Source organism: Erythrobacter sp. AP23, assembly GCF_001542855.1.
Lineage (GTDB): Bacteria > Pseudomonadota > Alphaproteobacteria > Sphingomonadales > Sphingomonadaceae > Qipengyuania.
The window spans coordinates 61,830-84,737 of record NZ_LNBY01000015.1 but is presented as its reverse complement, the minus strand read 5'-3'; the positions used below and the strand labels follow the sequence as shown (position 1 = coordinate 84,737).

The following is a 22,908-nucleotide window of genomic DNA, read 5'->3' as shown; positions in this document are numbered from 1 at the left end:
CGCATCATTTCAGGGGGCGGAGCGCCAAATAGGCGCTCCGCCCCTTTGTTTTTGCTCGGATTGCGACGCGGTCGACTGTTGTGCGCGAGCGACATTCGTCCAGCCATACACGCCTCCGGTCGAACCCTCGATTGCCCAATCCCGGGCCGAGGTCTATCGCCCGAATGCGAAATTCTTGCGCTGAGTGATATAGCAATGTAATACACTGCTCTTCGACAGCGCTTCTGGGGCAGGTACGAAATGAATTACGAAGCCGGAGTGATAGCGGAAAAGGGCGAAACGATTTCGGTCGACTTCGAACCCGTTGACCAAGCCGCGGAAGAAAAGCGCCGCTCCGACCGTCGCAAGATAATCATCATCGCGGTGCTCATCGTGCTCGGCCTGGCCATTGCGGCGTTTTTCGCGATGCGGGGCAATGGTACGACGACTCCCGCGGGCGACGAAAACGCACAGGCACCCACCGTTACGGTCGTGACGCCCGGCCGCACCACGGTCGAGGGCCAAATCACCGCTACCGGTACATTGGCCGCGCGCCGCGAGATGCCTGTCGGCGTCGTTGGCGAGGGCGGCCGAGTCGTCTCGGTGCCGGTCGATGCTGGCGATTGGGTGCGCCAGGGCCAGGTGCTGGCGAGCATCGACCAGTCGGTTCAGTCGCAGCAGGTCCAGAGCGCCGCCGCCAATATTCAGGTCGCGCAGGCCGATGCCAATCTCGCGCAGGCCAATCTCGACCGTGCGCTGCAGCTGGTGGAACGCGGCTTCGTCTCCACCGCCGATGTCGACCGCTTGACAGCGACGCGCGATGCCGCGGTGGCGCGGGTTCGCGTGGCACAGGCGCAATTGCGCGAACTGCGCGCCCGCAACGCGCGCCTCAACATAGTCGCGCCGGCCTCGGGCTATGTGCTCGAGCGCAACGTCGAGCCTGGCCAGACGGTGAGCGCCGGCTCGCCAGCCCTGTTCCGGATCGCGCGTGGTGGAGAAATGGAGCTTGCTGCCAAACTCGGTGAGAGTGATCTTGCCAACCTCACGGTTGGAACCACGGCGCAGGTCCGCCCTGTCGGAGTAGACAAGCGTTTTACCGGTTCGGTCTGGCAGATTTCGCCGGTCATTAGCCAACAGGATCGGCAAGGCACAGCACGGATTGCGCTGCCCTACGCGCCCGAGCTGCGCCCCGGCGGATTCGCCACCACGATCATCGCCAGTGGCACGATCGTCGCGCCGATTCTGCCGGAATCATCTGTTCTGTCCGATGACAAAGGGAGTTATGTCTACATCATAAACTCCGAAAACAAGGCAGAGCGGCGCGATATCGAGATCGGGCAAGTTACCCGTGCGGGTATCGTCGTGAACAGCGGGCTAACCGGCCGTGAGCGCGTCGTTTTGCGCGCGGGCGGCTTCTTGAATCCTGGCGAATCGGTCAATCCGCAGACGGCTGAATCGGACTAGGGGCGCAGGCAATGGGTTTCCGAAACATCTCCGCGTGGTCGATCCGCAATCCGATCATACCGCTGGTCGCATTCGTCGCGCTACTGCTGGCGGGCCTGATCAGCTTCGCGCGCATGGACGTGGTCAACAATCCGGATATCGAATTCCCCGCGGTGAACGTCGTAATTTCGCAGCCCGGCGCCGCACCGACCGAAATCGAAAACCAGATCACACAGAGGATCGAAAGCGCGGTCCGCTCGCTCAACGGTGTCAAGAATATCAGTTCCACCGCAAGCGAGGGAAGCTCTCGCACCTTTGTCGAATTCGAAGTCGGAGTCGATCCCAACGACGCGACCGCCGAAGTCAAGAATGCCGTCGATTCCGTACGCGGCTCCCTGCCTGACGGAATTCTCGAGCCACGTGTGACGAAGGTCGACGTTGCCGGAGGGTTCCTCGGTATCTACGCTATCGAGGCGCCCGACATGACCATCGAACAGCTAAGCTGGTTCATCGACGATTACGTCGCAAAACAGCTGCTTTCGATTGATGGCATGTCGGAAGTCGGGCGGTTCGGCGGCGTGGACCGAGAGATCGAGGTGGTGCTCGATCTCGCCCGCATGCAGGCATATGGAGTCACCGCCAGCCAGGTGAACCAGGTGCTGCGGGCCGACAACATCAATACTGCCGGCGGTATGGCTGAAGTCGGCGGGACGCGCCAGTCGGTTCGGGTCCTTGGCAATACCGAGAGCGCATTCGAATTGGGCGAACGCCAAATCCGGCTTCCGACCGGAGCGACAGTCAAGCTATCCGATATCGCCACCGTGCGCGACGGGTTTTCCGAGCGCAGCTCGATCAGCGAAGTGCGCGACCGCGAAGTTGTGAATTTCTATATGTCCCGCGCCAAGGGTGCTTCGGACGTAACGGTCTTCGAGGAGGCGAAGGTCAAGATCGAAGCGATGCAGGCGGAAAACCCGAACATCACGTTCATCCCTCTTTTCAACACGGTTCGTTACACTCAGGAACAATACGACAGCTCGATGGCGGCGATGATCGAGGGCGCGATCTTGGCCGTGGTGGTGGTCTTCTTCTTCCTCCGCGATTGGCGCGCGACACTGATCAGTGCGGTCGCGATTCCGCTTTCGGCGATCCCGACATTCTGGTTCATGGACCTGCTGGGGTTCAATCTAAATTCGCTGTCCCTGCTGGCGCTGGCGCTGGTGGCTGGCGTGTTGGTCGATGATGCCATCGTCGAGGTCGAAAACATCGTCCGGCACATGAGGATGGGCAAGACCGCCTACCAGGCCAGCATCGATGCCGCCGACGAGATCGGCTTGCCCGTGGTCGCCACGACCATGTGTATTGTCGCCGTGTTCCTGCCTGTCGGACTGATGCCTGGGATCTCGGGCCAGTTCTTCAAGAACTTTGGTTTGACCGTGGTCGTCGCTAGCCTCATGAGCCTTGCGGTCGCGCGAATGGTCACGCCCATGCTGGCGGCCTACTTCATGAAGGCCAAGGGCGAGGGCGCCCATGGCGAGGGCAGGTGGATGGATCGTTACATGCGTGTCCTCGCCTGGTCGCTCGACCGTGCGAAGATGCGCAACAGACGTGAGGGGGTGCCGGCCCCAAAGCATCGCTGGCTCTATGTCTTGTCGCTGTTGGTTGTGGTCCTTGGCCTACTGGCCGTTAGCGGCGCTGCAACCTACTTCTCGTTCCAACTTATCGAAGAAGCGCAAATTCCAGCTGCGATTGCCGGTCCGCTGGTGAGCGATCCTTATTCGCTTGGACATGCACTTCTTGCTCGCCCTCTGCAGTTGCTGCAATTGGCGCTGGTCGTGCTCATCGGCCTCGCGGCGAGCATCGGAATGCTGGCATTGTTCAATTTCGGGACGCGCATCTCGAGCGAGCGTCTGCACCTGAGCTGGCGCTATCTCCATGCACGCTTTTTCGATCACAGGATATGGATGCTTGGCCTCGGCTGGTTCTCCTTCCTGCTGACCATCCTGCTTTTCGGCCAACTGCCGTTCCAGTTTCAGCCGGAAACGGACGATGCGAACAGCCAGATCGAAATCGAGATGGTTCCCGGCACGACGCTTGAAACTACCAAGCGCAAAACGGATGAGATTGCCGACTTGCTCTACGAGCAGCAAGAAGTGGAAATGGCGCTCGAACGTATTCGCGAGGGCAACGCCACAATCTACATCACGCTCAAACCGGATCGCGAGCGGACCTCGATCGAATTTCAGCGCCAGCTGGCGCCGCAACTTGCGCAGATCGCCGATGCGCGTGTGCGGTTCCAAGATATGGGTGGCCCCGGTGGCAGTGGAAGCGGCCGCGACCTCACGATCATGTTGGCGGGGTCCAACCCCGATCTTCTCAACGAGACGGCAGGCCGCTTGGTCGAGGAAATGAAGGGGCTCGACAGTATCGTTGCGCCGCGCATTACCGCAGACATCCGTCGTCCAGAGATCATCATAAGGCCGCGCACGGGCTTGCTCGCCGAGCTTGGGGTATCGACTGCGGCACTCAGTCAAACGATACGTATCGCCACCATGGGCGAGATCGAACAGAATGCGGCGAAGTTCTCGCTGTCGGATCGTCAGATCCCCATTCGGGTCCGTTTGCCAGTCTCTTCCCGCGAAGACCTTACGACACTCGAAAATTTGCCAGTACCGACGATAAGCGGCGGATCCGTGCCGCTTGGGCGGATTGCCGACGTCGAATTCGGCTCGGGACCGACCACGATCCAGCGATACAACCAGAACCGCAGAGTGTTTGTCGGCGCGGATGTTGCAGACGGGGTCTTGCGCGGTGACGCGATGCAAGAGATCGAGAGCCTCCCCACTCTGGTGGATCTCCCGCAGGGCGTAATCAGGGATGCGGTCGGGCAGGACGAGTTGCAGCAGGAACTGCTCGCCAATTTCGGCGTTGCGCTACCCGCCGGAATCTTTCTCGTCTTTGCCGTGCTGGTACTGCTCTACAAGCGCTTGATGAGCCCGCTGGTCAATATGACCAGCCTCGCGCTAGCGCCGCTCGGGGGGGTATTCCTACTGTGGTTGGTTGGCCAACCTTCCTCCATGCCGGTGCTGATCGGTGTCCTGCTACTGCTTGGGATTGTGTCAAAAAACTCAATTCTGCTTATCGATTTCGCGATCGAAGCAATGGACAGGGGTGTGTCGAAAATCGAAGCGATCATGGATGCGGGTCACAAGCGCGCGCAGCCCATCGTCATGACTACCGTTGCCATGACCGCCGGTATGGTGCCTGTGTCCCTCTCCGGCGTGCTCGGCTCCGGCGACGGCGCCTGGCGCGCGCCGATGGGCACGGTGGTTATCGGTGGCCTGATCCTGTCCACGTTGCTGACGCTGCTCATCGTGCCGGCAGGCTTCAGCCTGGCCGACGGCTTCGAGAAGCGGGCCGGCCCCTGGCTGCGCAGCAGACTTCTGACATATCGTCCTGAAGATAAGGCAAAGGCCGCTCCCTCTGTGGAAGAAGCGGCCCCTACCATCTAACCTTATCAAATGAGGTTTTTACAGACTCACCGGCATGTAAAGACCTTGATTACCCACTCGTTGAAGGTCCTTGCTTCTCGCTCGCATATCGAACTGCCAGAAGCCCACGCGGTAGTCGCAGTCGCCGCAGAAGCCATCGCGGCGGCGAGGATCGTGATTTTTGTCAATCGCCGACTAAAATTCATTACACTCTCCATTCTAATCCACGACAACTGCGCCGCTTACTTACCATTTCAGGAAGATCGATGAAAAGCAAGCCACTCGATCTACATATGCAGAGGTCCTGTTCTACTATGCGCCGCACCGCGACCGGGCTGATCGTGCTGATGGCGGCACTGTTCCTGTGGTCGGGCCGGTATCTCGATGCGCATCCGGCCTGGGGGTATCTCCATGCCTTCGCCGAGGCCGCGATGGTCGGCGGGCTGGCCGACTGGTTCGCGGTTACCGCGCTGTTCCGTCGGCCACTTGGCCTGCCGATCCCGCACACGGCGATCATTCCGGAGAACAAGGATCGCATCGCCGACACGATGGCGGGTTTCCTGCGCGAGAATTTCCTGACCCCCGCCGTCGTCGGGCGCCGAATGGGGGCGATGAACCTCGCCCAAGCGGTCGGCAGCTATTTGGCCGATCCCAAGTCGACCAGGGACTCACGCATCCGCGCAGGGGCCGGCGAGCTGGCGATCGAGGTCCTCGAATCGCTCGATCCCGACCGGCTTGGGACGCAAGTGCGCAGCGGAATAAAGACCCAGCTGGGCAAGCTCGAGATTGCACCGCTGCTCGGCGGCATGCTCGAGGCGATGATCGCCGACGGGCGTCACAAGCCGCTAATCGACAAGATCATCCGCTGGGCGGGCCTCGTCCTCGAAGACAACGAGACGATGGTGCGCGACATGGTTCACCGGCGTGCCAATGCGGTGCTTCGCTTTACCGGCCTCGACGAACGGCTGGCCAATTCCGTTCTCGATGGACTCTACAAGCTCCTGGCCGAAGTGCTGGTCGATCCCCAGCACCCGCTGCGCGACAAGATCGAGGAAGGCCTACAGGAACTCGCAAAGGGCCTGCGCGAGGATCCCGAAATGCAGGAGCGGGTCGAGCGCATGAAGCGCGAACTGCTCGAAAATCCGGCGATCGGCGAATGGTGGCAGGGCGTATGGGAGCGGCTGCGCGCGAACCTGATCCAGACGATTCGCAGTTCGGGCGGGACGGGCCATGGCTATGTCGGCGAAACGCTGGGCGAACTGGGCGCGGCGTTGCGCGACGACGAGCGTCTACAGCGCCAGGTCAACCGCTTTGCCCGGCGGACCGCCGTGGGCGTGGCGACACGCTATGGCGACCAGATCGTTCGCCTCGTGTCGGAAACGGTGAAGCGTTGGGATGCGCAGACCATTACTGACCGCGTGGAAAGCGCCGTCGGCCGCGACTTACAGTTCATCCGCATCAACGGCACGCTGGTCGGCGGTCTGGTCGGCATGACCATCCATACGCTGGATGTCTATGTGATCTGACGTTGCATACGGCGAGTCGACCGCTTTCGAGCAATACGCAAAAGACGTCGCCGGGACTGGCCATTTATCCGATGCGATAGAGAACGCTGGTTTGGTAGATCGAGCGGATGGGACGATCATTTTCGTCCAGTGCGGGTTCGAACTCCGCTTTTTTCATTATGACGTCGCAAGGTGTCCGGGACATATCGAAATTGTCGGCTGACGTGTCGTTGATCCAGTCGCATCGCTCGGCCCTTCCATCGACGCCGACTATGATGCGCATCCGAAAGTTGGCCTGCGAGCCGCGCGTTAAAGCTCGTGAAGGATAGTTTCTTTGAATCTCAGTAGCTACGTCACGAACATTGAGCCAAACCGCTCTTGTCGTTAGCCGGTCCTTGTAAGACTCATCGAATCCCCAGCTCGTCGCCAAATCAAGGGTGCATTTATTGAGTGCGGCAATGGCGGCTCCCATGTGTTCGAGGAGCAATGTCGTCTTCATCCGATCGCCTTGCCAGAACGAAAGGTATTCGACCCGGGATGCGCGGTGCTCGTCCAAACCAGCCAGAACGGGCTCAAGACCGGACGCCAGTTCTGCGCGGCCCAGTTCGCGTAGTTCCTTCTCCTTGACTTTCGATTGAACCACCGTGTGGGCTTCCCAGCCCTTGCCGACAAATGCAGGCCCGAATTTTCCTAGGTCCGCCTTGAGAAATCTCTTCTCGTACGATTGGAATTCCGGTCCCCATCGAACTTCGACGTCTCTTGACCAGCGTACTCTGGCTAGCGATGTGCCGGCAACGGTCCAGTTAAAGTCCGTGGACGGTGCGATCTGCTCAATGATTAAGACCGTCTGCTCATCGGACTTTCCGAATGTACGGATCAGCCGGCAATTATCTTCACCAAAATCCGCGACCCATTTGCTATCAGGCTTTAAGATCAGTTCTTCGGCATGCGCGCTTGTTGCAAAGAACGCCGCAACCAAACAAAGAATTGCTCGAATCACCAACATGTAAATCCCCTTTTCAGCAGATCTACTGAAAAGGGGATTACGGCACAATCACAGTGTCATGCCTTACAGCTTTTCGGTCAGCTCCGGCACGACCTTGTACAGATCGGCGACGAGGCCGATGTCGGCGACCTGGAAGATCGGGGCGTCCTCGTCCTTGTTGATGGCGATGATGGTCTTGGAATCCTTCATGCCGGCCAGGTGCTGGATCGCGCCCGAGATGCCGATGGCGATGTAGACTTCCGGGGCCACGATCTTGCCGGTCTGGCCGACCTGGTAATCGTTGGGGACATAGCCCGCGTCGACCGCGGCGCGGCTGGCACCGATCCCGGCACCGAGCTTGTCGGCGAGCGGGGTGATGACTTGCTCGAAGGTTTCGGCGTCCTTGAGCGCGCGGCCACCCGAGACGATGACCTTGGCGCTGGTCAGTTCGGGGCGATCGCTTTCGGCGATTTCCTCGCTGACGAAGGTCGAGATCCCGGCATCGGTCGGACCGGATACCTCTTCGATCTCCGCCGAGCCACCTTCGGACTCAGCCTTGTCGAAGGCCGTGCCGCGAACCGTGATGACCAGCTTCTCGTCCGAGCTCTCGACCGTCGCGATGGCGTTGCCGGCGTAGATCGGCCGGGTGAAGGTCTTGTCGCCTTCGACCGACAGGATGTCGGAAACCTGCATCACGTCGAGCAGCGCGGCGACGCGCGGGGCGATGTTCTTGCCGGTCGTCGTGGCGGGCGCGACGAAAGCGTCGTGATGCCCCATGAGGTCGGCAATCAGCGGAGCTACGTTCTCGGCCAGAGCGTGTTCATAGGCTGCGTCGTCGGCCAGATGCACCTTCCCCACGCCCGCGATCTTGGCGGCTTCCTCGGCCACGTCGCGGCAGCCCGATCCGGCGACCAGCAGGTGGACTTCGCCGAGCTTGGCGGCGGCAGTCACCGCAGCCAGCGTGGCGTCGGCGACGTGTGAATTATCGTGTTCGACCCAAACGAGTGTCTTCATTTTAGAACCTCTAAGTCCGTTCGCCCTGAGCTTGTCGAAGGGCCGTACTTTTCGTCACCCGAGCGCCCGGAGAAGGACGGTGCTTCGACAAGCTCAGCACGAACGGGTGAGGGGTGGTATTCCTATGCGATGCCGAGCGCCTTGATCTTGGCGACCAGCGCATCGACGTCCTCGACCTTCTCGCCTGCCTGGCGGACCGGCGGTTCGGAGACGTTGGTGGTCTTGAGGCGCGGGGCGGTGTCGACGCCGTAGTCGGCCGGGCTCTTGGTATCGAGCGGCTTCTTCTTCGCCTTCATGATGTTGGGCAGCGAAGCATAGCGCGGCTCGTTGAGGCGCAGGTCGGTGGTGACGATGGCGGGCAGCGTCAGCTTGACCGTCTGCAGGCCGCCGTCGACCTCGCGCTTCACGGTGACGTGATCGCCCTCGACCTCGACCGTGTTGGCGAAGGTGCCCTGCGGACGGCCCATCAGCGCGGCCAGCATCTGGCCGGTCTGGTTCGAATCGTCGTCGATCGCCTGCTTGCCCAGCATCACGATGCCGGGCTCTTCTTCCTCGGCAATCGCCTTGAGGATCTTGGCAACCGCCAGCGGTTCGACCTCGTCGTCGGTCTCGACCAGGATCGCCCGGTCGGCGCCCATGGCGAGCGCGGTGCGCAGCGTTTCCTGCGCCTTGGCGGGACCGATCGAAACGGCGATGATTTCTTCCGCCTTGCCGGCTTCCTTGAGGCGGATGGCTTCCTCGACGGCGATTTCGTCGAACGGGTTCATGCTCATCTTGACGTTGGCAAGATCGACGCCCGAGCCATCGGCCTTGACGCGCGGCTTGACGTTGTAATCGATCACCCGCTTGACGGGGACGAGGATTTTCATGCGAGTACCTTCCTCTCGATTCAGAACTGTGGCGCCCGCCTAGCTTGCGTTTACGTAAACGTCAAGTAAGGCGGCGGGCCGGAACGCGACACTTGGACGATCCCTCGCGCGGTGCGCGAGGCAGGTCAAGCGGCGGATGGCTCAGTCTTTACTATGGTTGGCGCGAGGCATAGTTTCACGCTCCCGAGACAGGAGGTGTCCCATGCGCGTCTGGCCCCTAATCGCTACCGTTTCGGTGCTGATTTCCACTCCCGTACTGGCGCAGGAGACCCGCACGGCGCCCGATGACGACGTGCCGCCCCCGGCCACGCTGGAGCAGATGGACTGGCTGGTCGGCCAGTGGGCGGGCGAGGGCATCGGCGGCCAGCCCGCCTATGAGAGCTGGCTCCCGCCCGCTGGCGGTACGATGGTCGGCACCTTCGTCCAGCAGGCCGACAATGACACGATCCGCTTCACCGAGCATCTCTATCTGATGGAAGAGGGCGGCACGCTGGTGCTGCGCCTGAAGCACTTCAATGCCGACCTTACCGGGTGGGAGGAAAAGGACGACATGCTGACCTTCCGCCTCATCGCGGTGGAGGAATGCGCGGCCTATTTCCGCTCGCTCACCCTGCGCTGCGATGGCGAGGACGGCCTGCTCGCCGCCGTACGTATGAAGAGCGACGGCGACGAGATCAGCGAGCTTGTATTCCGCTTCGACCGGATGGACTGACGAATGGGAGGCGGCCGATCAGGCTGCTTGCTTGACCTCGGCAACGATCTTCCGTGCGGCATCGCCCAGATCGTCGGCGCTGACGATAGCGAGGCCCGAATTGTCGAGGATGGCCTTGCCTTCTTCGACATTGGTGCCTTCGAGACGCACAACCAGCGGAACCGAGAGGTTCACGTCTTTCGCCGCCTGGACGATACCATTGGCGATGACGTCGCACTTCATAATGCCGCCGAAGATGTTGACGAGGATGCCCTCGACCGCAGGGTCCTTGAGGATAATCTTGAACGCCGCAGTCACCTTCTCGGTGGTGGCGCCGCCGCCCACGTCGAGAAAGTTGGCCGGAAAGGCGCCATTGAGCTTGATGATGTCCATCGTTGCCATGGCGAGCCCGGCGCCATTGACCATGCAACCGATGTTACCGTCCAGCTTGATATAGGCGAGATCGTACTCGCTCGCTTCCACCTCGGCCGGATCTTCCTCGGTCTCGTCGCGCAGCGCCTCGATGTCCTTGTGGCGAAACAGCGCGTTGCCGTCGAAGCTCATCTTGGTGTCGAGGACCAACAGATTGCCGTCTTCGGTTTCCACCAGCGGGTTGATTTCGAGCATCTCGCAGTCGAGATCCATGAAGGCGATGTAGAGCTGCCTGGCGAGCTTCTGCGCCTGCTTGTTGAGATCGCCCGTCAGCTTGAGCGCGAAAGCCACCGCGCGGCCGTGATGGGGCATGAAGCCTTGCGCCGGGTCGATCGTGATGGTGGTGATCTTCTCGGGGGTCGAATGCGCGACTTCCTCGATGTCCATGCCGCCTTCGGTCGAAACGATCATGGCGACGCGGCCGGTGGCGCGGTCGACCAGCATCGAGAGATAGTATTCCTCGGCGATATCGACGCCGTCGGTGACATAGAGGCGGTTGACCTGCTTGCCCTCATCGCCGGTCTGCACGGTCACCAAAGTGTTGCCGAGCATTTCCCTGGCATTGGCTTCGACTTCCTCGATGCTTTTCGAAAGGCGCACGCCGCCCTTGGCATCGGGGCCGAGTTCCTTGAACTTGCCCTTGCCCCGGCCGCCCGCATGAATCTGTGCCTTCACGACGTAGAGAGGTCCGGGCAGCTGCTTGGCACCTTCGACCGCTTCCTCGACGGTCAGCGCGGCATGTCCGGCGGGTATGCCGATGCCGTATTTCGCAAGCAGTTCCTTGGCCTGATATTCGTGAATGTTCATGGGAGGCTTCGTCCTTCGCGTGATGCGCGTGGGGGATATGGAGTCGCGAGCGCCATAAGCATGTCTGGGCGCGCTTGAAAAGGCCCGCTTTCGCGTGCAGTGCGCTGCGATCCGCACATGATCGACAGCCAGCGCCTCGAATCCATCGTCTCCGAAGCCGGGAGGATCGCCTACGACCTGTGGCCGGGGGCGGGCAACGCGCTGGCTGCGTGGGAAAAGAAGCCGGGCGATCCGGTATGCGAAGCCGACCTCGCGGTCGATGCTTTCCTCAAGCGCGAGCTGGGCGCACTGCTGCCTTCGGCCGGATGGCTTTCGGAAGAAACCGCCGACGATCCTTCGCGGCTCGGCAACGACCTCATCTGGCTGGTCGATCCGGTCGACGGGACGCGCGATTTCATTCGCGGGCGGACCGGCTGGGCGGTGTCGGTCGCGCTCATCAGCGGTGGCCGCCCGCTGATTGGAACCCTGTGCGCGCCCGCGCGCGGGGAGACCTGGCAAGCGGTTGCCGGACGGGGCGCCTTTCGCAACGGCAAAAAGCTCAGCGCCAGTACGCGGCGCGAATTTCCCGGATCGCGCGTTCCGGCCCACGCCCTGCCCAGGACCGACGCCGATCTCGTCACGGTCGACCAGCCCAATTCGATCGCGCTGCGAATCGCCATGGTCGCGGCCGACGAGGCGGATCTGGTCGCCACAGTCCGCTGGGGCTTCGAATGGGACATCGCCGCCGCCGGAATGATCGCGCGCGAGGCCGGCGCTGCGGTGAGCGATGCCTATGGCAACAAGCTCGACTACAACAAGCGCGACCCGAGGGCCTTCGGCGTGCTGGTCAGCGCGCCGGAGATTCACGGCGCCGCCGTCGAGCGGTTGGCGAAGCGGATTGGGTAGGCTGATATGAGGTGCGCTATCGACCTCCGTCGATAGCTTGCGGCTGCACCGGCCCACGCCCCCACCCGGCCACCCACAGCACGGTATCTTATGGGTGGCCGGGTGGGGGCGTGGGCCGGTGCCGCAAGGTAAGCGCGGACGCGCTTACCGCACGCAAAAAGGGGCCGACCCGAAGGCCGGCCCCGTTTCGGTGCGATTTTCCCGAAGGGTCGTACGCTTAGTAGCCCTGCTGCTGGGCGGCCTGCACGTCCTGCTGGTCGAACGGAATGATCTTGATTTCGACACGGCGGTTGAGCGGTTCGTTCACGTTGTCGCCGGTCTGCACCTTTAGGCGTGTTTCGCCGAAGCCCATCCAGCGGATGCGCGAGGAGCTTACGCCGCGCGAGATCAGGTAGTTCGCAACTGCCTGCGCGCGCTGTTCCGACAGGCGCTGGTTCGACTGCGCCGAGCCGACCGTGTCGGTATGGCCGTAAACGTCGACCAGGCTGTTGGGATATTGCGTCAGGCTGCTGGCCACGCGATCGAGCAGGTCGCGGAAACCGGGCGTTATGGTGTAGCTGCCGGTGGCAAAGGTGACGCCGTCGGGCAGGTTGACGAGGATCGCTTCGCCGCCGTCCACTTCCGATACGTCGACTCCGGACCCTGCGGTCTGCTCCTCGAGCTCCTTGATCTGCTGGTCCATCCTGTAGCCGACCACGCCGCCGGCAACGCCGCCTGCGGCTGCGCCGATGATGCGGCCTGTTTTGCCGCCGATGACTCCGCCGAGCAGGCCGCCCGCTACCGCGCCGCCGACCCCGCCGAGCACGGTGCGTGAGACCTTGCGTTCGCCGGTATTGGGATCGGTGACGCAGGCCGAAACGGTCAGCAGCGACACGGCGGCTAGGCTGGCGGTAAGAATGCGCGACTTCTTCATTTGAACTTCCCCATCATGTGTGGCCCCGGCCCTTGTCGGGACAGGTGCCGGGCGAGTGGTGCCGGACGCGCCCACCCGCGTCACAATTCCTCCAACCTCCAACGCGCATCGCCGTTCCGAGCGAGTGGCAGATAAGTTGCGCGAGGCACTGGCAGCGCCCGGCTTTTGTGCTAGCCGTTGGCGCGTGACACCCTTTCCCTGGACCGACCTGCTGATCATTGCGGGACTCATCGTGCTCAACGGCGTTTTCGCCATGAGCGAACTCGCCATCGTTTCCGCGCGGACCGCGCGGCTGCGGGCGGCCGCGCAACAGGGCAATCGCGGCGCTCAAGTGGCGCTCGAACTGGCGGCCGAACCGGGCAAGTTCCTTTCGACCGTGCAGATCGGCATCACGCTGATCGGTATCGTCGCCGGCGCCTATTCGGGCGCGAGCCTGGGCGGGCCGGTGGGCGAGCGGCTGGCGGCGGTGGGCTTTCCGGCGAACTGGGCGGCCGAAGCGGGCTTTGCCACCGTCATCGCTGTGACGACCTATCTCAGCCTCGTAGTGGGCGAGCTGGTGCCCAAGCAGGTGGCGCTGCGCGCCGCCGCCCCGATCGCGATCTACATGGCGCGCCCGATGGCGACGCTGGCGCGAATCGCCGCGCCGCTGGTGTGGCTGCTCGACGCCTCTTCGGGGCTGCTGATCCGACTGCTCGGCGTGCGCCCGGCGGGCCAGAGCGCGGTCACCGCCGAAGAACTGCACATGCTGTTCGCCGAGGCGACGCGCAGCGGGGTGATCGAGCACGAACAGCACCAGATGCTGCAGGGTGTGGTCCGCCTCGCCCAGCGCCCCGTGCGGGAGCTGATGACGCCGCGCACCGAGGTCGACTGGATCGACATCGGCGCCGACGAGGATGCGATCCGCGCTGTGCTCGATGAGAGCCCGCATTCGCTGCTCCCCGTCGCCGACGGATCGCCCGACAAGGTACTCGGCGTGGTCAAGATGCGCGACATTCTGACCCGCCTCGTCGCCAAGGAACCCGTCGATCTCGCCGCGCTGATGATCAAGACCGAGGTCGTGCCCGACCAGCTCGACGCGGTCGATGCGCTGCGCGTGCTGCAACAGGCCGAAGTCGCCATGGCGATGGTCCATGACGAATACGGCCATCTCGACGGGATCGTCACCCCGGTCGACCTGCTCACCGCGCTGGTGGGCGATTTCGTCAGCGACCAGGACGCGACCGACGGGCCGGGCATCATCGAGCGCGAGGATGGCAGCCTACTGGTCTCCGGCTCGTTGTCGGCGGATGTCCTCGCCGACCGGCTGGCGATCGAGTATGGCGAAGACCGCGAATTCGGCACCGCCGCCGGCTATGCACTCCACGTGCTCAAGCGCCTGCCGGGCGAAGGCGATTTCTTCACCGACCAGGGCTGGCGATTCGAAGTGATCGACATGGACGGCCGCCGGATCGACAAGCTGCTGGTGAGCCGCGAGAGCGATGCCGTTCAAGCGGCGGAGGGTTAGAGGAGAGGGGGGTTTTGTTTTTCGCACCGACCTCCGTCGGTGCGTCCTCGCTAGACGTGCAGCAAGCTGTACCCGCTGCGGGCGCGCAGTCACGCTTGCCGTCCGCTAGTCGCGGACGGGGTCATCATGAGTAAGCAAACTGGCGATGGATCCGAGCCGTTAGGCGAGGCAAGGCCGGAAGCGAAGTCGAAGACGCAGCTGGCCAAAGGCCACCTGCATGGCCGCCCGCAGCGACGCGCCCGGAGGGCGTGTGAGCGAGGAAAGCCTAAGGCCGCGGACGCGGCCGCCGGCGCTTGAAGCTAACCAAAAACCCCTTACCCGGGGATCACCGCGCTCGCGCTCGCACCGTCGCCTTCGGGCGCGGCAATGATGTCGCGGGTCACGCTGCCCTTGGCGACGGTCGCGGTATCCGGGTCACCCACCGCGCTGCGGATACCGGGCGCGGCTGTTCCAGCGCGTTCGAGCAGGCTCGTCTCCACGCCGCTGCGTGCCTGAGGGCCGCCAAACAACGCTTCGAGTGTCTGCTGTGCGGCGCTGCCTTCGGCCGGGCGCGGGGCGCCGGGCTGCGGAGGAACGAGGTTGAATTCGGGCGGCACCACCAGGGGAGCCTGGCGCTGGACGGCGAATTCGTCGGGCCGGTCGCGGTTGAGCAGGCCCCCGCCACCGCAGGCTGCGGTCATGGCGCCGAGGCCGGCGATCAGGGCGATACGGGCGTATTGGGTCATTGCTTGCTCTCCGAGGCGTCGGCCGCCTTGTTGTTCATGAGGCCATCGACCTCTTGTTCATCCTTGTCGCGCATGAAGAAGGCACGCGCAAGGACGATGACTACGCCGATGGTGATAGCCGCATCGGCGACATTGAAAATCAGAAAGGGGCGGAAATCCCCGAAATGCAGATCGGCGAAATCGACGACATAGCCGAACGCGTACCGGTCCTTGATATTGCCCAGAGCCCCGCCGAGGATCAGCGACAGGGCCAGGATATCGCCGAGCAGTTTTTCGCGCAGCATCCACACCGTCACGACCAGCGCGATCAGTGCGGTGACGAGGACCAGGCCCCAGCGCATTTCGGGGCTGGTCGCCTCGAACATACCCAGCGACACGCCGAAATTGCGCGTGAAGCGCAGGTCGAAGATCGGCAGAAGTTCCATGGCGTCGCCGACCCGGTCGATACCGAGCACCTTGGTAACGTAGTTCTTGCTCCACTGATCGGCGGCAAAGATCGCCAGCGCGACCACGCAGCCGATCAGGTGGTTTTTCAGCACGGCGCTCATCGGACGGCATCCCATTGCGCGACGACGGGTTCGCAGCGATCGCACAGATCGCCGTCTTCGTCGACGCTTGGCAACAGACGCCAGCAGCGCCCGCATTTGCTTTCGTTTGTCCGTGTGACCGTCACCGTATCGCTATCGCCGCGCGTGACTGACGCGGTGATGAACAGTTCGGCCAGATCGGCATCGCTGAAGCCCTCGGGCACCGCCGCGGCGGGCACGACCACGTCGGCCTCCAGCCCCGAGCGGATCACCTTGTCGCGCCGCAGCGGCTCGATCGCTTCCATCACATCTTCGCGAAGGGCGCGCAGCTTGTCCCACTTGGCGCCATCTGCGCCGACCCCGGGAACCTGTGGCCATTCGAGCAGATGGACGCTGCCCCCATCGGGATAGCGGGTCGACCACACTTCCTCGGCAGTGAACACCAGTACCGGCGCGGCGTAGCGTACCAGCGCGTGGAACAGCAGGTCGAGCACGGTGCGATAGGCATTGCGCTTCACGCTGTCCGGCCCGTCGCAATAGAGCACGTCCTTGCGGATATCGAAGTAGAAGGCCGACAAATCCTCGTTGCAGAAATCGACCAGCAGCCGGGTATAGGTGTTGAAGTCGTATTTCTCCGCCGCCGTGCGCAGCTTGCCGTCGAGATCGGCGAGCAGGGCGAGGACGTAGAGTTCGAGCTCGGGAACCTCGCCCATATCGCCCATGTCGCCGACGAAACCGTCGAGCGCGCCCAGCAGGTAGCGGAAAGTGTTGCGCAGGCGGCGATACTGATCGCCGGTACCCTTGAGAATCTCTTCGCCAATGCGGTGATCCTCGGTCGAATCCACGCTCAGCGCCCACAGGCGGATGATGTCCGCGCCATACTGTTCCATCACCTTGAGCGGATCGATGGTGTTGCCCAGGCTCTTCGACATCTTGCGCCCGTCGCTGGCCATGGTGAAGCCGTGGGTCAGCACCTGGTCGTAGGGAGCGCGGCCGCGCGTCGTGCAGCTTTCGAGCAGCGAGGACTGGAACCAGCCGCGATGCTGGTCGCTGCCCTCGAGATAAAGGTCGGCGGGCCATTTGAGCGCCGGCCAGCGCCCGCTTTCGAGCACGAATGCATGCGTGCAGCCCGAATCGAACCACACATCGAGGATGTCGGTGACCATCTCGAATTCGTCCGGATCGTAATCGGACCCGAGGAATTCCGCCTTCCGGCTTTCGTCCCAGGCATCGACGCCTTCCTCGCGCACGGCATCGACGACACGGGTGTTGACCCGGGGATCCTGCAGGTAGGAGCCGTCCTGGCGGACGAACAGCGTGATCGGCACGCCCCAGGCGCGCTGGCGTGACAGCACCCAGTCCGGGCGACCCTCGACCATCGAGCCGATGCGGCGGCGGCCCTTTTCGGGAATGAATTCGACCCGTGCGATCTCGGAAGTGGCGATTTCGCGCAGCGTGCCGGACACGCCCTTGGCATGGCCGGTGCCTTGGTCCTCGACGACCGGAGTCTTCGAGGGATCGAGCGGCCCATCGAGCGGCTTGTCCATCGGCACGAACCATTGCGGCGTGCAGCGGAAGATGACCTTGGCCTTCGAGCGCCACGAATGCGGGTAGGAGTGCTGATAGTCGTCGCTTGCCGACAGCAGTGCGCCTGCCTCGCGCAGGTCCGAACAGATCGGGCCGTCGGGCGCGTTGAAGGGCTTGTTGATGACGCTGCGGCGGCGCTCGTCATCGCCGCCGAGCCACAGCCAGTCGTCGCGATAGCGCCCGTCGGCCATGACCGCGAATTGCGGTTCGATTCCGTGCTCGCGGCACAGCAGGAAATCGTCCTCGCCATGGTCGGGCGACATGTGGACGAGCCCGGTGCCGCTGTCGGTGGTGACGAAATCGCCCGGCAGGAACGGGCGCGGCTTGGCGTAGAACCCGCCGAGATGGTGCATCGGGTGGCAGGCGACCGTTCCGGCGAGGTCGGAGCCCCGGTAAATTTTGATGTTATCGGCGCCACTCTGGGCGGCACCAGTCCCATTTTCGTTAGCTCCTGTCCGAAGAGACAGTGCGTAGCAAAGGTCCTCGGCAACCAAGTAACGACGATCGCCATAGTGTACCAAAACATACTCGATGTCCGGTCCATAGGCGATCGCCTGGTTCACCGGGATCGTCCACGGTGTCGTCGTCCAGACCACCGCGTGCGCGCCGACCAGCTCTGCAAACGGGCTCTCGGTGATCTCGAAAGCCACGTCGATCTGGGTCGAGACGATATCCTCGTACTCGACCTCGGCCTCGGCCAGCGCGGTTTCCTCTACCGGGGACCACATCACCGGCTTCGAGCCGCGGTAGAGATTGCCGGCCTCGGCGAACTTCATCAGCTCGGCGACGATGGTCGCCTCGGCGTCGAAATCCATGGTCAGATAGGGATCGTCCCAATCGCCCATGATGCCGAGCCGCTTGAGCTGGCCCTTCTGCACATCGACCCATTTCTGGGCATAGGCGCGGCATTCGGCGCGGAATTCCTTCGGCTCGACCTCGTTCTTGTTGCGCTTCTTCTTGCGGTACTGCTCCTCGACCTTCCATTCGATCGGCAGGCCGTGGCAGTCCCAGCCCGGCACATAGGGCGCGTCCTTGCCCATCAGGTTCTGCGTGCGGCAGACCATGTCCTTGAGCGTATGGTTGAGCGCGTGCCCGATATGCATGTCGCCATTGGCGTAGGGCGGGCCGTCATGCAGCACGAAAGTCTCGCGCCCGGCGCGCGCCTCGCGCAGCTGCCGGTAGAGCCCTTCCTCTTCCCAGCGCGCGGCAATCTTCGGCTCCTTTGCGGGGAGGCCGGCCTTCATGGGAAAATCGGTCTTGGGCAGGAAGACCGTGTCTCTGTAATCGCGCTTCTCGGACATAGAGGCGAGCCGTTAGGGCAATCCCGTCCCGCAATAAAGACTTTCGTCGCCCCTGCGCAGGCAGGGGCCCCGATGAGCTGGCGTCGGGCATGTCGGTAGCGTTAGCTGGACCCCTGCCTGCGCAGGGGTGACGGCTCAGGAGAGCAGCCGCCTCGCCTCGTCGCAATCCTTCTCCATCTGCGCGATCAGTGCGTCGAGCGTATCGAACTTCGCCTCGCCGCGCAGGAAGTGGTGGAAGGCGACTTCGATCTCCTGCCCGTAGAGATCGCCCGAGAAATCGAAGAAATAGGGTTCGAGCAATTCCTTGGGCGGGTCGAATTGCGGTCGCACACCGATATTGGCCGCGCCCTTCAATTCCTGCCCGGTCGACAGGATGCGCCCGGTCACGGCGTAGACCCCGTATTTCGGGCGCAGGTAGTGCTCGACCGGCAGGTTCGCCGTCGGATAGCCGATTTCGCGCCCGCGCTTGTCGCCATGCTGGACCACGCCGCGGATGGCGAAGGGGCGGGTGAGCAGGCGCGCGGCCTCCTGCGGATCGCCCTCGCGCAGCGCATCGCGCACCCGGCTGGAGGAGATCGGCTCGCCGCCATCCATGACAGGGGCGACCGCGCGCGCCTCGATGCCGATATCTCTGCCCAGCTGCACGAGCTTTTCGAAGTTGCCGCCCCGCGCCTTGCCGAAAGTGAAATCCTCGCCCGTGACGACACCGGCGACGCCGAGGTGGTCGCCGAGCAATCCGTGCACGAAATCCTCCGCGGTAGTCCCGGCAAGCTCGCCGTCGAAGTGAAACACCAGCATCGCCGTGGCCCCGGCGGCGATGTAATGTTCCTGCCGCTGTTCGAGCGTGGTCAGCCGAAAGGGCGGGGCATCGGGTTTGAAATGGCGGACCGGGTGCGGGTCGAAGGTTGCGATGATCGAGGGGCGGCCTTCCTCGCGTGCCCAGCGGATCGCCTCGCCCGCCACAGCCTGGTGGCCGAGATGGAAGCCGTCGAAATTGCCCAGCGCGATCACCGCGCCGCGCAAGCTTTCGGGTAGCGGTTCGCGATGATCGAGCCACCTCATCGGGGCACCAGCCCTTCGCCGATCACGCGCAAGGCATTGCCCCCCATCGCCGCGCGTATCTCGTCTTCGGAGAAACCCTCGTCCATCAGCGCCTGCGTAACTTGCGTCAGCTGCGACGTATCGAAGCGCACGGTAACCGCGCCGTCATAGTCGCTGCCCAGCGCGACATGCTCGATCCCGACGAGATCGCGAATATGCTTCATCGCCCTGGCGGCGGCGTGCGGCGAAGTGTCGCACACCGCGCCTTCCCAATAGCCGACGCCGATGATCCCGCCGGTCGCAGCAACGCCGCGGATTTCTTCGTCGGTGAGATTGCGATTGACCTCGCAGGTCGCCTGCACCCCGCCATGGCTGGAAACCACCGGGCGCGTCGCCATGGCGAGGACTTCGGCGACGCACTGGTGGCTGCAATGGGCGATGTCGACGATCATCCCCATGCTCTCCATCCGGCGGATCACATCGCGCCCCATCGGCGTGAGGCCGCCCTTCTCGATGCCATGCATCGATCCGGCGAGCTCATTGTCGAAGAAATGGGTGAGACCCGCCATGCGCATGCCCGCCCCATAGAGCCTGTCGAGATTATCGGCATCGCCCTCGAGGCTATGGAGGCCTTCGGCGCTGAAGAGGGCGCCGGTCGGCTGATCTTCCTCGCGCCGTGCATCGAGCACCGCGTCGAGGGAAGCGGGATCGGTCACACGCGTCAGCATGCCGCCGGAATCGTCTGCGGCGCGCTTCAGCTTGGTCGCATGCCACAGCGAGCGCTCGAGCAGGCTGTTCCAGGTCCGTACCGGCTGCAGCTGGCCGATCGCGAGCAGGGTGATGTTGTCACTGTCGGCCCCGTTCGAATCGTAATTCTGGCCACGCGGGGTCTTGGTCACGCTGGAGAAGACCTGCAGCGCGACATTGCCCTGCCGGAGGCGCGGCAGGTCGACGTGGCCTCGGTCGGCGGGTTCGAGCACGTCGCGCTTCCACAGCAGCGTATCGGAATGCAGGTCCACGATATCGAGCGTCGCATGCAGCGCCTTCGCCTCGTCGGAAACCTCGATCAGCGGCTTGCCGTCGATCCGATTCATGTCGCGTTCGGCCATGCCCGGCGCGAGGATGAAAAACCCGGCGAGCGTCAGGAGGGTAAGCCCCAATAGGCCGTAGAGGAGCTTGCGCTTCATTCGGCCCGCTCCAGGGTCACGAAGCTGTAGGCGGGCCGCTCGCCCTTGCTGTCGAAATCCTCGCGCCCGACCACTTCCCATTCGGGCCCCAGCGGCTTCATGAAAGTATCGCCTTCGAACTCCGCGTGGATCTCGGTCAGTTCGATGCGATCGGCATGCTCCATGAACACGTCATAGATTGCCGCGCCGCCGATGACCGCCACGTCGCCTTCGCCCGCCGCCGCGAGCGCTTCGTCGACCGAGCGCACGACTTCGGCGCCGGTCGAATCCCACCGCTCGCGGCGGGTGAGCACGATGTGGCGGCGGCCCGGTAGCAGGCCCGGCAGGCTCTCGAAGGTCTTGCGGCCCATGATCATCGGGAGACCTTGATTCTCCCGGCCCATGGTCAGTGCCTTGAATCGCTTGAGATCGGCGGGCAGATGCCAGGGCAGCGCACCGTCCTTGCCGATGCAGCCATTCGCCGCACGCGCATAGATCAGCAACAGGCTCATCGTTCGAGCTGGGTCACATGGCCCATCTTGCGCCCTTCACGCACTCTGGCCTTGCCATAATCGTGCAGATGCGTGTCGGGCGTCTTCAGGTGATCCTGCGAGGCCTTGATCCCGGCCCCGATGATGTTGGTCATGGTCACCGTTCTCGCGAGCGTTGCCGTCTCACCCAGCGGCAGGCCCGCAACGGCGCGGATATGGTTTTCGAACTGACTGGTGGTGGCACCCTCGATGGTCCAGTGCCCCGAATTGTGCACGCGCGGTGCCATCTCGTTGAAGATCGGCCCTTCGCGCGTGGCGAAGAATTCGAGCGTCAGCACGCCGACATATTCGAGCGCATCGGCAACCTGCCGCGCCAGTTCGCGTGCCTCGCCGACTTGCGCCTCGATCAAGTCGCCGGAAGGCAGGGTGGAAGCGGTGAGGATGCCATCTTCATGCGTGTTGCGGGCGGAATCCCAGAAACGGATTTCCCCGTCCCTGCCGCGCACGAGAATGACCGAAAACTCGGCCTCGAATTCGACGAAACCCTCGTAGATCAGCGGCACGTCGGGCAAACGCAGTCCCTGGGCATCGCGGTCAGAACCGATCCGCCACTGACCCTTGCCGTCATAGCCGTCGCGCCGGGTCTTGAGGATGCCGGGCGCACCCAGCCGGTCTGCGGCAGCTTCGAGGTCGGCGCGCGAATCGACTCGCATATAGGCCGCCGGCCTGCCGCCGAGATCTTCGACGAAACGCTTTTCGTTCAACCGGTCCTGCGCGGTTTCGAGCGCGCGCGGGTGGGGGAAGATGCGACCCTCGGGCATGGCCCTTGTAGTAGCGACGGGGACGTTCTCGAACTCCCATGTTACGACGTCGCACCTGGCGGCAAAGGCGGCGAGGGCGGCCTTATCGTCCCATTTGTTGACGAAGAGATCTTCGCAGACCCCGCTGACGACATTGTCGCCTTCGGGCGCATAGGCGATGCAGCGATAGCCGAGTTGCGCGGCGCTCATCGCCATCATCCGGCCGAGCTGGCCGCCGCCGAGGATCCCGATCGTGCCCCCGCGCTTCAGCATCAGTCGACGGGACGTTCGGTTACCGCCGCGCTCCGCTTTGCGCGCCAGTCCTGGAGGCGCTGCGAAAGGCCGGTGTCGTTATTGGCCAGGATTGCTGCGGCGAGCAGGCCGGCATTGGTCGCGCCAGCCTTGCCGATGGCGAGCGTTCCCACCGGCACGCCCGCCGGCATCTGGACGATGGAAAGCAGGCTGTCCTGGCCCGAGAGCGCCCTGGACTGCACGGGGACGCCGAGCACGGGCAGGTGGGTGAGCGCCGCGATCATACCCGGAAGGTGCGCTGCACCGCCCGCGCCCGCGATGATGACCTCGAGGCCTGCGTCCGCCGCGCCCTTGGCGAAATCGTACATGCGGTCGGGCGTGCGATGCGCGGAAACGATGCGCACATCGGTGTCGACGTCGAGCTCGTCGAGGACCTCCGCGGCGCAGCTCATGGTCTCCCAGTCGGACTGGCTGCCCATGACGATGGCGACCTTGGCGCTCAT

19 protein-coding genes are annotated in these 22,908 nt (G+C 63.4%); 6 read left to right on the top strand and 13 right to left on the bottom strand.

All coding sequences use genetic code 11. The annotated features are described in order from the left end of the window. The first annotated feature begins 240 nt into the window (after positions 1-240). The 3 genes from ASS64_RS07120 (at position 241) to ASS64_RS07110 (ending at position 6,436) form a co-directional block, all read left to right on the top strand. Entirely contained in the window at positions 241-1,443 is a 1,203-nt protein-coding gene (locus ASS64_RS07120; protein WP_067691953.1) for an efflux RND transporter periplasmic adaptor subunit, read from the top strand. Positions 1,444-1,454: 11 nt separating this feature from the next. Beyond that, positions 1,455-4,931, top strand: coding sequence for an efflux RND transporter permease subunit (locus ASS64_RS07115; protein WP_067691950.1), 3,477 nt, complete (start codon positions 1,455-1,457; stop codon positions 4,929-4,931). Between the two features lie 293 nt (positions 4,932-5,224). Then, positions 5,225-6,436: a DUF445 domain-containing protein gene (locus ASS64_RS07110; protein WP_067691947.1), complete on the top strand. Its 1,212-nt coding sequence runs from the start codon at positions 5,225-5,227 to the stop codon at positions 6,434-6,436. A gap of 64 nt (positions 6,437-6,500) precedes the next feature. Here the strand turns inward: ASS64_RS07110 and ASS64_RS07105 are convergent, their stop codons facing one another. From ASS64_RS07105 to ASS64_RS07095, 3 genes are all read right to left on the bottom strand, one after another. Next, positions 6,501-7,421: a hypothetical protein gene (locus ASS64_RS07105; protein WP_067691944.1), complete on the bottom strand. Its 921-nt coding sequence runs from the start codon at positions 7,419-7,421 to the stop codon at positions 6,501-6,503. A gap of 63 nt (positions 7,422-7,484) precedes the next feature. After that, the gene (locus ASS64_RS07100; protein ID WP_067691941.1) at positions 7,485-8,414 is read right to left on the bottom strand and encodes an electron transfer flavoprotein subunit alpha/FixB family protein; all 930 of its coding nucleotides are present in this window, start codon (positions 8,412-8,414) and stop codon (positions 7,485-7,487) included. Between the two features lie 122 nt (positions 8,415-8,536). Then, the gene (locus ASS64_RS07095; protein WP_067691938.1) at positions 8,537-9,283 is read right to left on the bottom strand and encodes an electron transfer flavoprotein subunit beta/FixA family protein; all 747 of its coding nucleotides are present in this window, start codon (positions 9,281-9,283) and stop codon (positions 8,537-8,539) included. Positions 9,284-9,485: 202 nt separating this feature from the next. On the opposite strand from ASS64_RS07095, the gene ASS64_RS07090 reads away from it, so the two are divergent. Next, the gene (locus tag ASS64_RS07090; RefSeq protein WP_067691935.1) at positions 9,486-9,995 is read left to right on the top strand and encodes a DUF6265 family protein; all 510 of its coding nucleotides are present in this window, start codon (positions 9,486-9,488) and stop codon (positions 9,993-9,995) included. Between the two features lie 18 nt (positions 9,996-10,013). On the opposite strand, the gene sucC is transcribed toward ASS64_RS07090, so the two are convergent. Beyond that, complete coding sequence (gene sucC, locus ASS64_RS07085; protein ID WP_067691932.1) at positions 10,014-11,213, bottom strand: ADP-forming succinate--CoA ligase subunit beta; 1,200 nt, start codon at positions 11,211-11,213, stop codon at positions 10,014-10,016. A 117-nt stretch (positions 11,214-11,330) separates the two neighbouring features. On the opposite strand from sucC, the gene ASS64_RS07080 reads away from it, so the two are divergent. Then, positions 11,331-12,098, top strand: coding sequence for a 3'(2'),5'-bisphosphate nucleotidase CysQ (locus ASS64_RS07080; protein WP_067691929.1), 768 nt, complete (start codon positions 11,331-11,333; stop codon positions 12,096-12,098). Between the two features lie 217 nt (positions 12,099-12,315). Here ASS64_RS07080 and ASS64_RS07075 read toward each other — a convergent pair whose 3' ends face one another. Beyond that, positions 12,316-13,011 carry an OmpA family protein gene (locus ASS64_RS07075; RefSeq protein ID WP_067691926.1) on the bottom strand — a complete coding sequence of 232 codons (696 nt, stop codon included), beginning with the start codon at positions 13,009-13,011 and terminating at the stop codon, positions 12,316-12,318. Positions 13,012-13,195: 184 nt separating this feature from the next. On the opposite strand from ASS64_RS07075, the gene ASS64_RS07070 reads away from it, so the two are divergent. Next, positions 13,196-14,515, top strand: a complete 1,320-nt coding sequence (locus ASS64_RS07070; protein ID WP_067691923.1) for a hemolysin family protein — start codon at positions 13,196-13,198, stop codon at positions 14,513-14,515. Positions 14,516-14,829: 314 nt separating this feature from the next. Here the strand turns inward: ASS64_RS07070 and ASS64_RS07065 are convergent, their stop codons facing one another. The 8 genes from ASS64_RS07065 to purE all read right to left on the bottom strand — a co-directional run bounded on the left by ASS64_RS07065 (position 14,830) and on the right by purE (position 22,908). Continuing rightward, complete coding sequence (locus tag ASS64_RS07065) at positions 14,830-15,240, bottom strand: DUF3035 domain-containing protein (RefSeq protein WP_067691920.1); 411 nt, start codon at positions 15,238-15,240, stop codon at positions 14,830-14,832. After that, positions 15,237-15,788: a signal peptidase II gene (gene lspA / locus ASS64_RS07060; RefSeq protein WP_198147675.1), complete on the bottom strand. Its 552-nt coding sequence runs from the start codon at positions 15,786-15,788 to the stop codon at positions 15,237-15,239. Before lspA ends, ASS64_RS07065 begins: the two co-directional genes overlap by 4 nt. Then, the gene (gene ileS / locus ASS64_RS07055) at positions 15,785-18,655 is read right to left on the bottom strand and encodes an isoleucine--tRNA ligase (RefSeq protein ID WP_067691917.1); all 2,871 of its coding nucleotides are present in this window, start codon (positions 18,653-18,655) and stop codon (positions 15,785-15,787) included. Before ileS ends, lspA begins: the two co-directional genes overlap by 4 nt. A gap of 135 nt (positions 18,656-18,790) precedes the next feature. Then, positions 18,791-19,717 (bottom strand): bifunctional riboflavin kinase/FAD synthetase, encoded by a 927-nt coding sequence (locus ASS64_RS07050; RefSeq protein ID WP_067691914.1) that lies wholly within the window; start codon positions 19,715-19,717, stop codon positions 18,791-18,793. Beyond that, positions 19,714-20,883 carry a dipeptidase gene (locus tag ASS64_RS07045; RefSeq protein WP_067691911.1) on the bottom strand — a complete coding sequence of 390 codons (1,170 nt, stop codon included), beginning with the start codon at positions 20,881-20,883 and terminating at the stop codon, positions 19,714-19,716. Before ASS64_RS07045 ends, ASS64_RS07050 begins: the two co-directional genes overlap by 4 nt. Continuing rightward, positions 20,880-21,374, bottom strand: coding sequence for a dihydrofolate reductase (locus tag ASS64_RS07040; RefSeq protein ID WP_067691909.1), 495 nt, complete (start codon positions 21,372-21,374; stop codon positions 20,880-20,882). Before ASS64_RS07040 ends, ASS64_RS07045 begins: the two co-directional genes overlap by 4 nt. Further along, a complete protein-coding gene (locus ASS64_RS07035) occupies positions 21,371-22,426 on the bottom strand; it encodes a 5-(carboxyamino)imidazole ribonucleotide synthase (RefSeq protein WP_067691906.1) in 1,056 nt (351 codons plus the stop codon). Before ASS64_RS07035 ends, ASS64_RS07040 begins: the two co-directional genes overlap by 4 nt. Further along, positions 22,426-22,908 carry a 5-(carboxyamino)imidazole ribonucleotide mutase gene (gene purE, locus ASS64_RS07030; RefSeq protein ID WP_067691903.1) on the bottom strand — a complete coding sequence of 161 codons (483 nt, stop codon included), beginning with the start codon at positions 22,906-22,908 and terminating at the stop codon, positions 22,426-22,428. Before purE ends, ASS64_RS07035 begins: the two co-directional genes overlap by 1 nt.

Coding starts and splice junctions, on each gene's coding strand:
- ASS64_RS07120 (WP_067691953.1), top strand. CDS start 241: ATGAATTACGAAGCCGGAGTGATAGCGGAAAAGGGCGAAACGATTTCG.
- ASS64_RS07115 (WP_067691950.1), top strand. CDS start 1,455: ATGGGTTTCCGAAACATCTCCGCGTGGTCGATCCGCAATCCGATCATA.
- ASS64_RS07110 (WP_067691947.1), top strand. CDS start 5,225: ATGCGCCGCACCGCGACCGGGCTGATCGTGCTGATGGCGGCACTGTTC.
- ASS64_RS07105 (WP_067691944.1), bottom strand. CDS start 7,421: ATGTTGGTGATTCGAGCAATTCTTTGTTTGGTTGCGGCGTTCTTTGCA.
- ASS64_RS07100 (WP_067691941.1), bottom strand. CDS start 8,414: ATGAAGACACTCGTTTGGGTCGAACACGATAATTCACACGTCGCCGAC.
- ASS64_RS07095 (WP_067691938.1), bottom strand. CDS start 9,283: ATGAAAATCCTCGTCCCCGTCAAGCGGGTGATCGATTACAACGTCAAG.
- ASS64_RS07090 (WP_067691935.1), top strand. CDS start 9,486: ATGCGCGTCTGGCCCCTAATCGCTACCGTTTCGGTGCTGATTTCCACT.
- sucC (WP_067691932.1), bottom strand. CDS start 11,213: ATGAACATTCACGAATATCAGGCCAAGGAACTGCTTGCGAAATACGGC.
- ASS64_RS07080 (WP_067691929.1), top strand. CDS start 11,331: ATGATCGACAGCCAGCGCCTCGAATCCATCGTCTCCGAAGCCGGGAGG.
- ASS64_RS07075 (WP_067691926.1), bottom strand. CDS start 13,011: ATGAAGAAGTCGCGCATTCTTACCGCCAGCCTAGCCGCCGTGTCGCTG.
- ASS64_RS07065 (WP_067691920.1), bottom strand. CDS start 15,240: ATGACCCAATACGCCCGTATCGCCCTGATCGCCGGCCTCGGCGCCATG.
- lspA (WP_198147675.1), bottom strand. CDS start 15,788: ATGAGCGCCGTGCTGAAAAACCACCTGATCGGCTGCGTGGTCGCGCTG.
- ileS (WP_067691917.1), bottom strand. CDS start 18,655: ATGTCCGAGAAGCGCGATTACAGAGACACGGTCTTCCTGCCCAAGACC.
- ASS64_RS07050 (WP_067691914.1), bottom strand. CDS start 19,717: ATGAGGTGGCTCGATCATCGCGAACCGCTACCCGAAAGCTTGCGCGGC.
- ASS64_RS07045 (WP_067691911.1), bottom strand. CDS start 20,883: ATGAAGCGCAAGCTCCTCTACGGCCTATTGGGGCTTACCCTCCTGACG.
- ASS64_RS07040 (WP_067691909.1), bottom strand. CDS start 21,374: ATGAGCCTGTTGCTGATCTATGCGCGTGCGGCGAATGGCTGCATCGGC.
- ASS64_RS07035 (WP_067691906.1), bottom strand. CDS start 22,426: ATGCTGAAGCGCGGGGGCACGATCGGGATCCTCGGCGGCGGCCAGCTC.
- purE (WP_067691903.1), bottom strand. CDS start 22,908: ATGAGCGCCAAGGTCGCCATCGTCATGGGCAGCCAGTCCGACTGGGAG.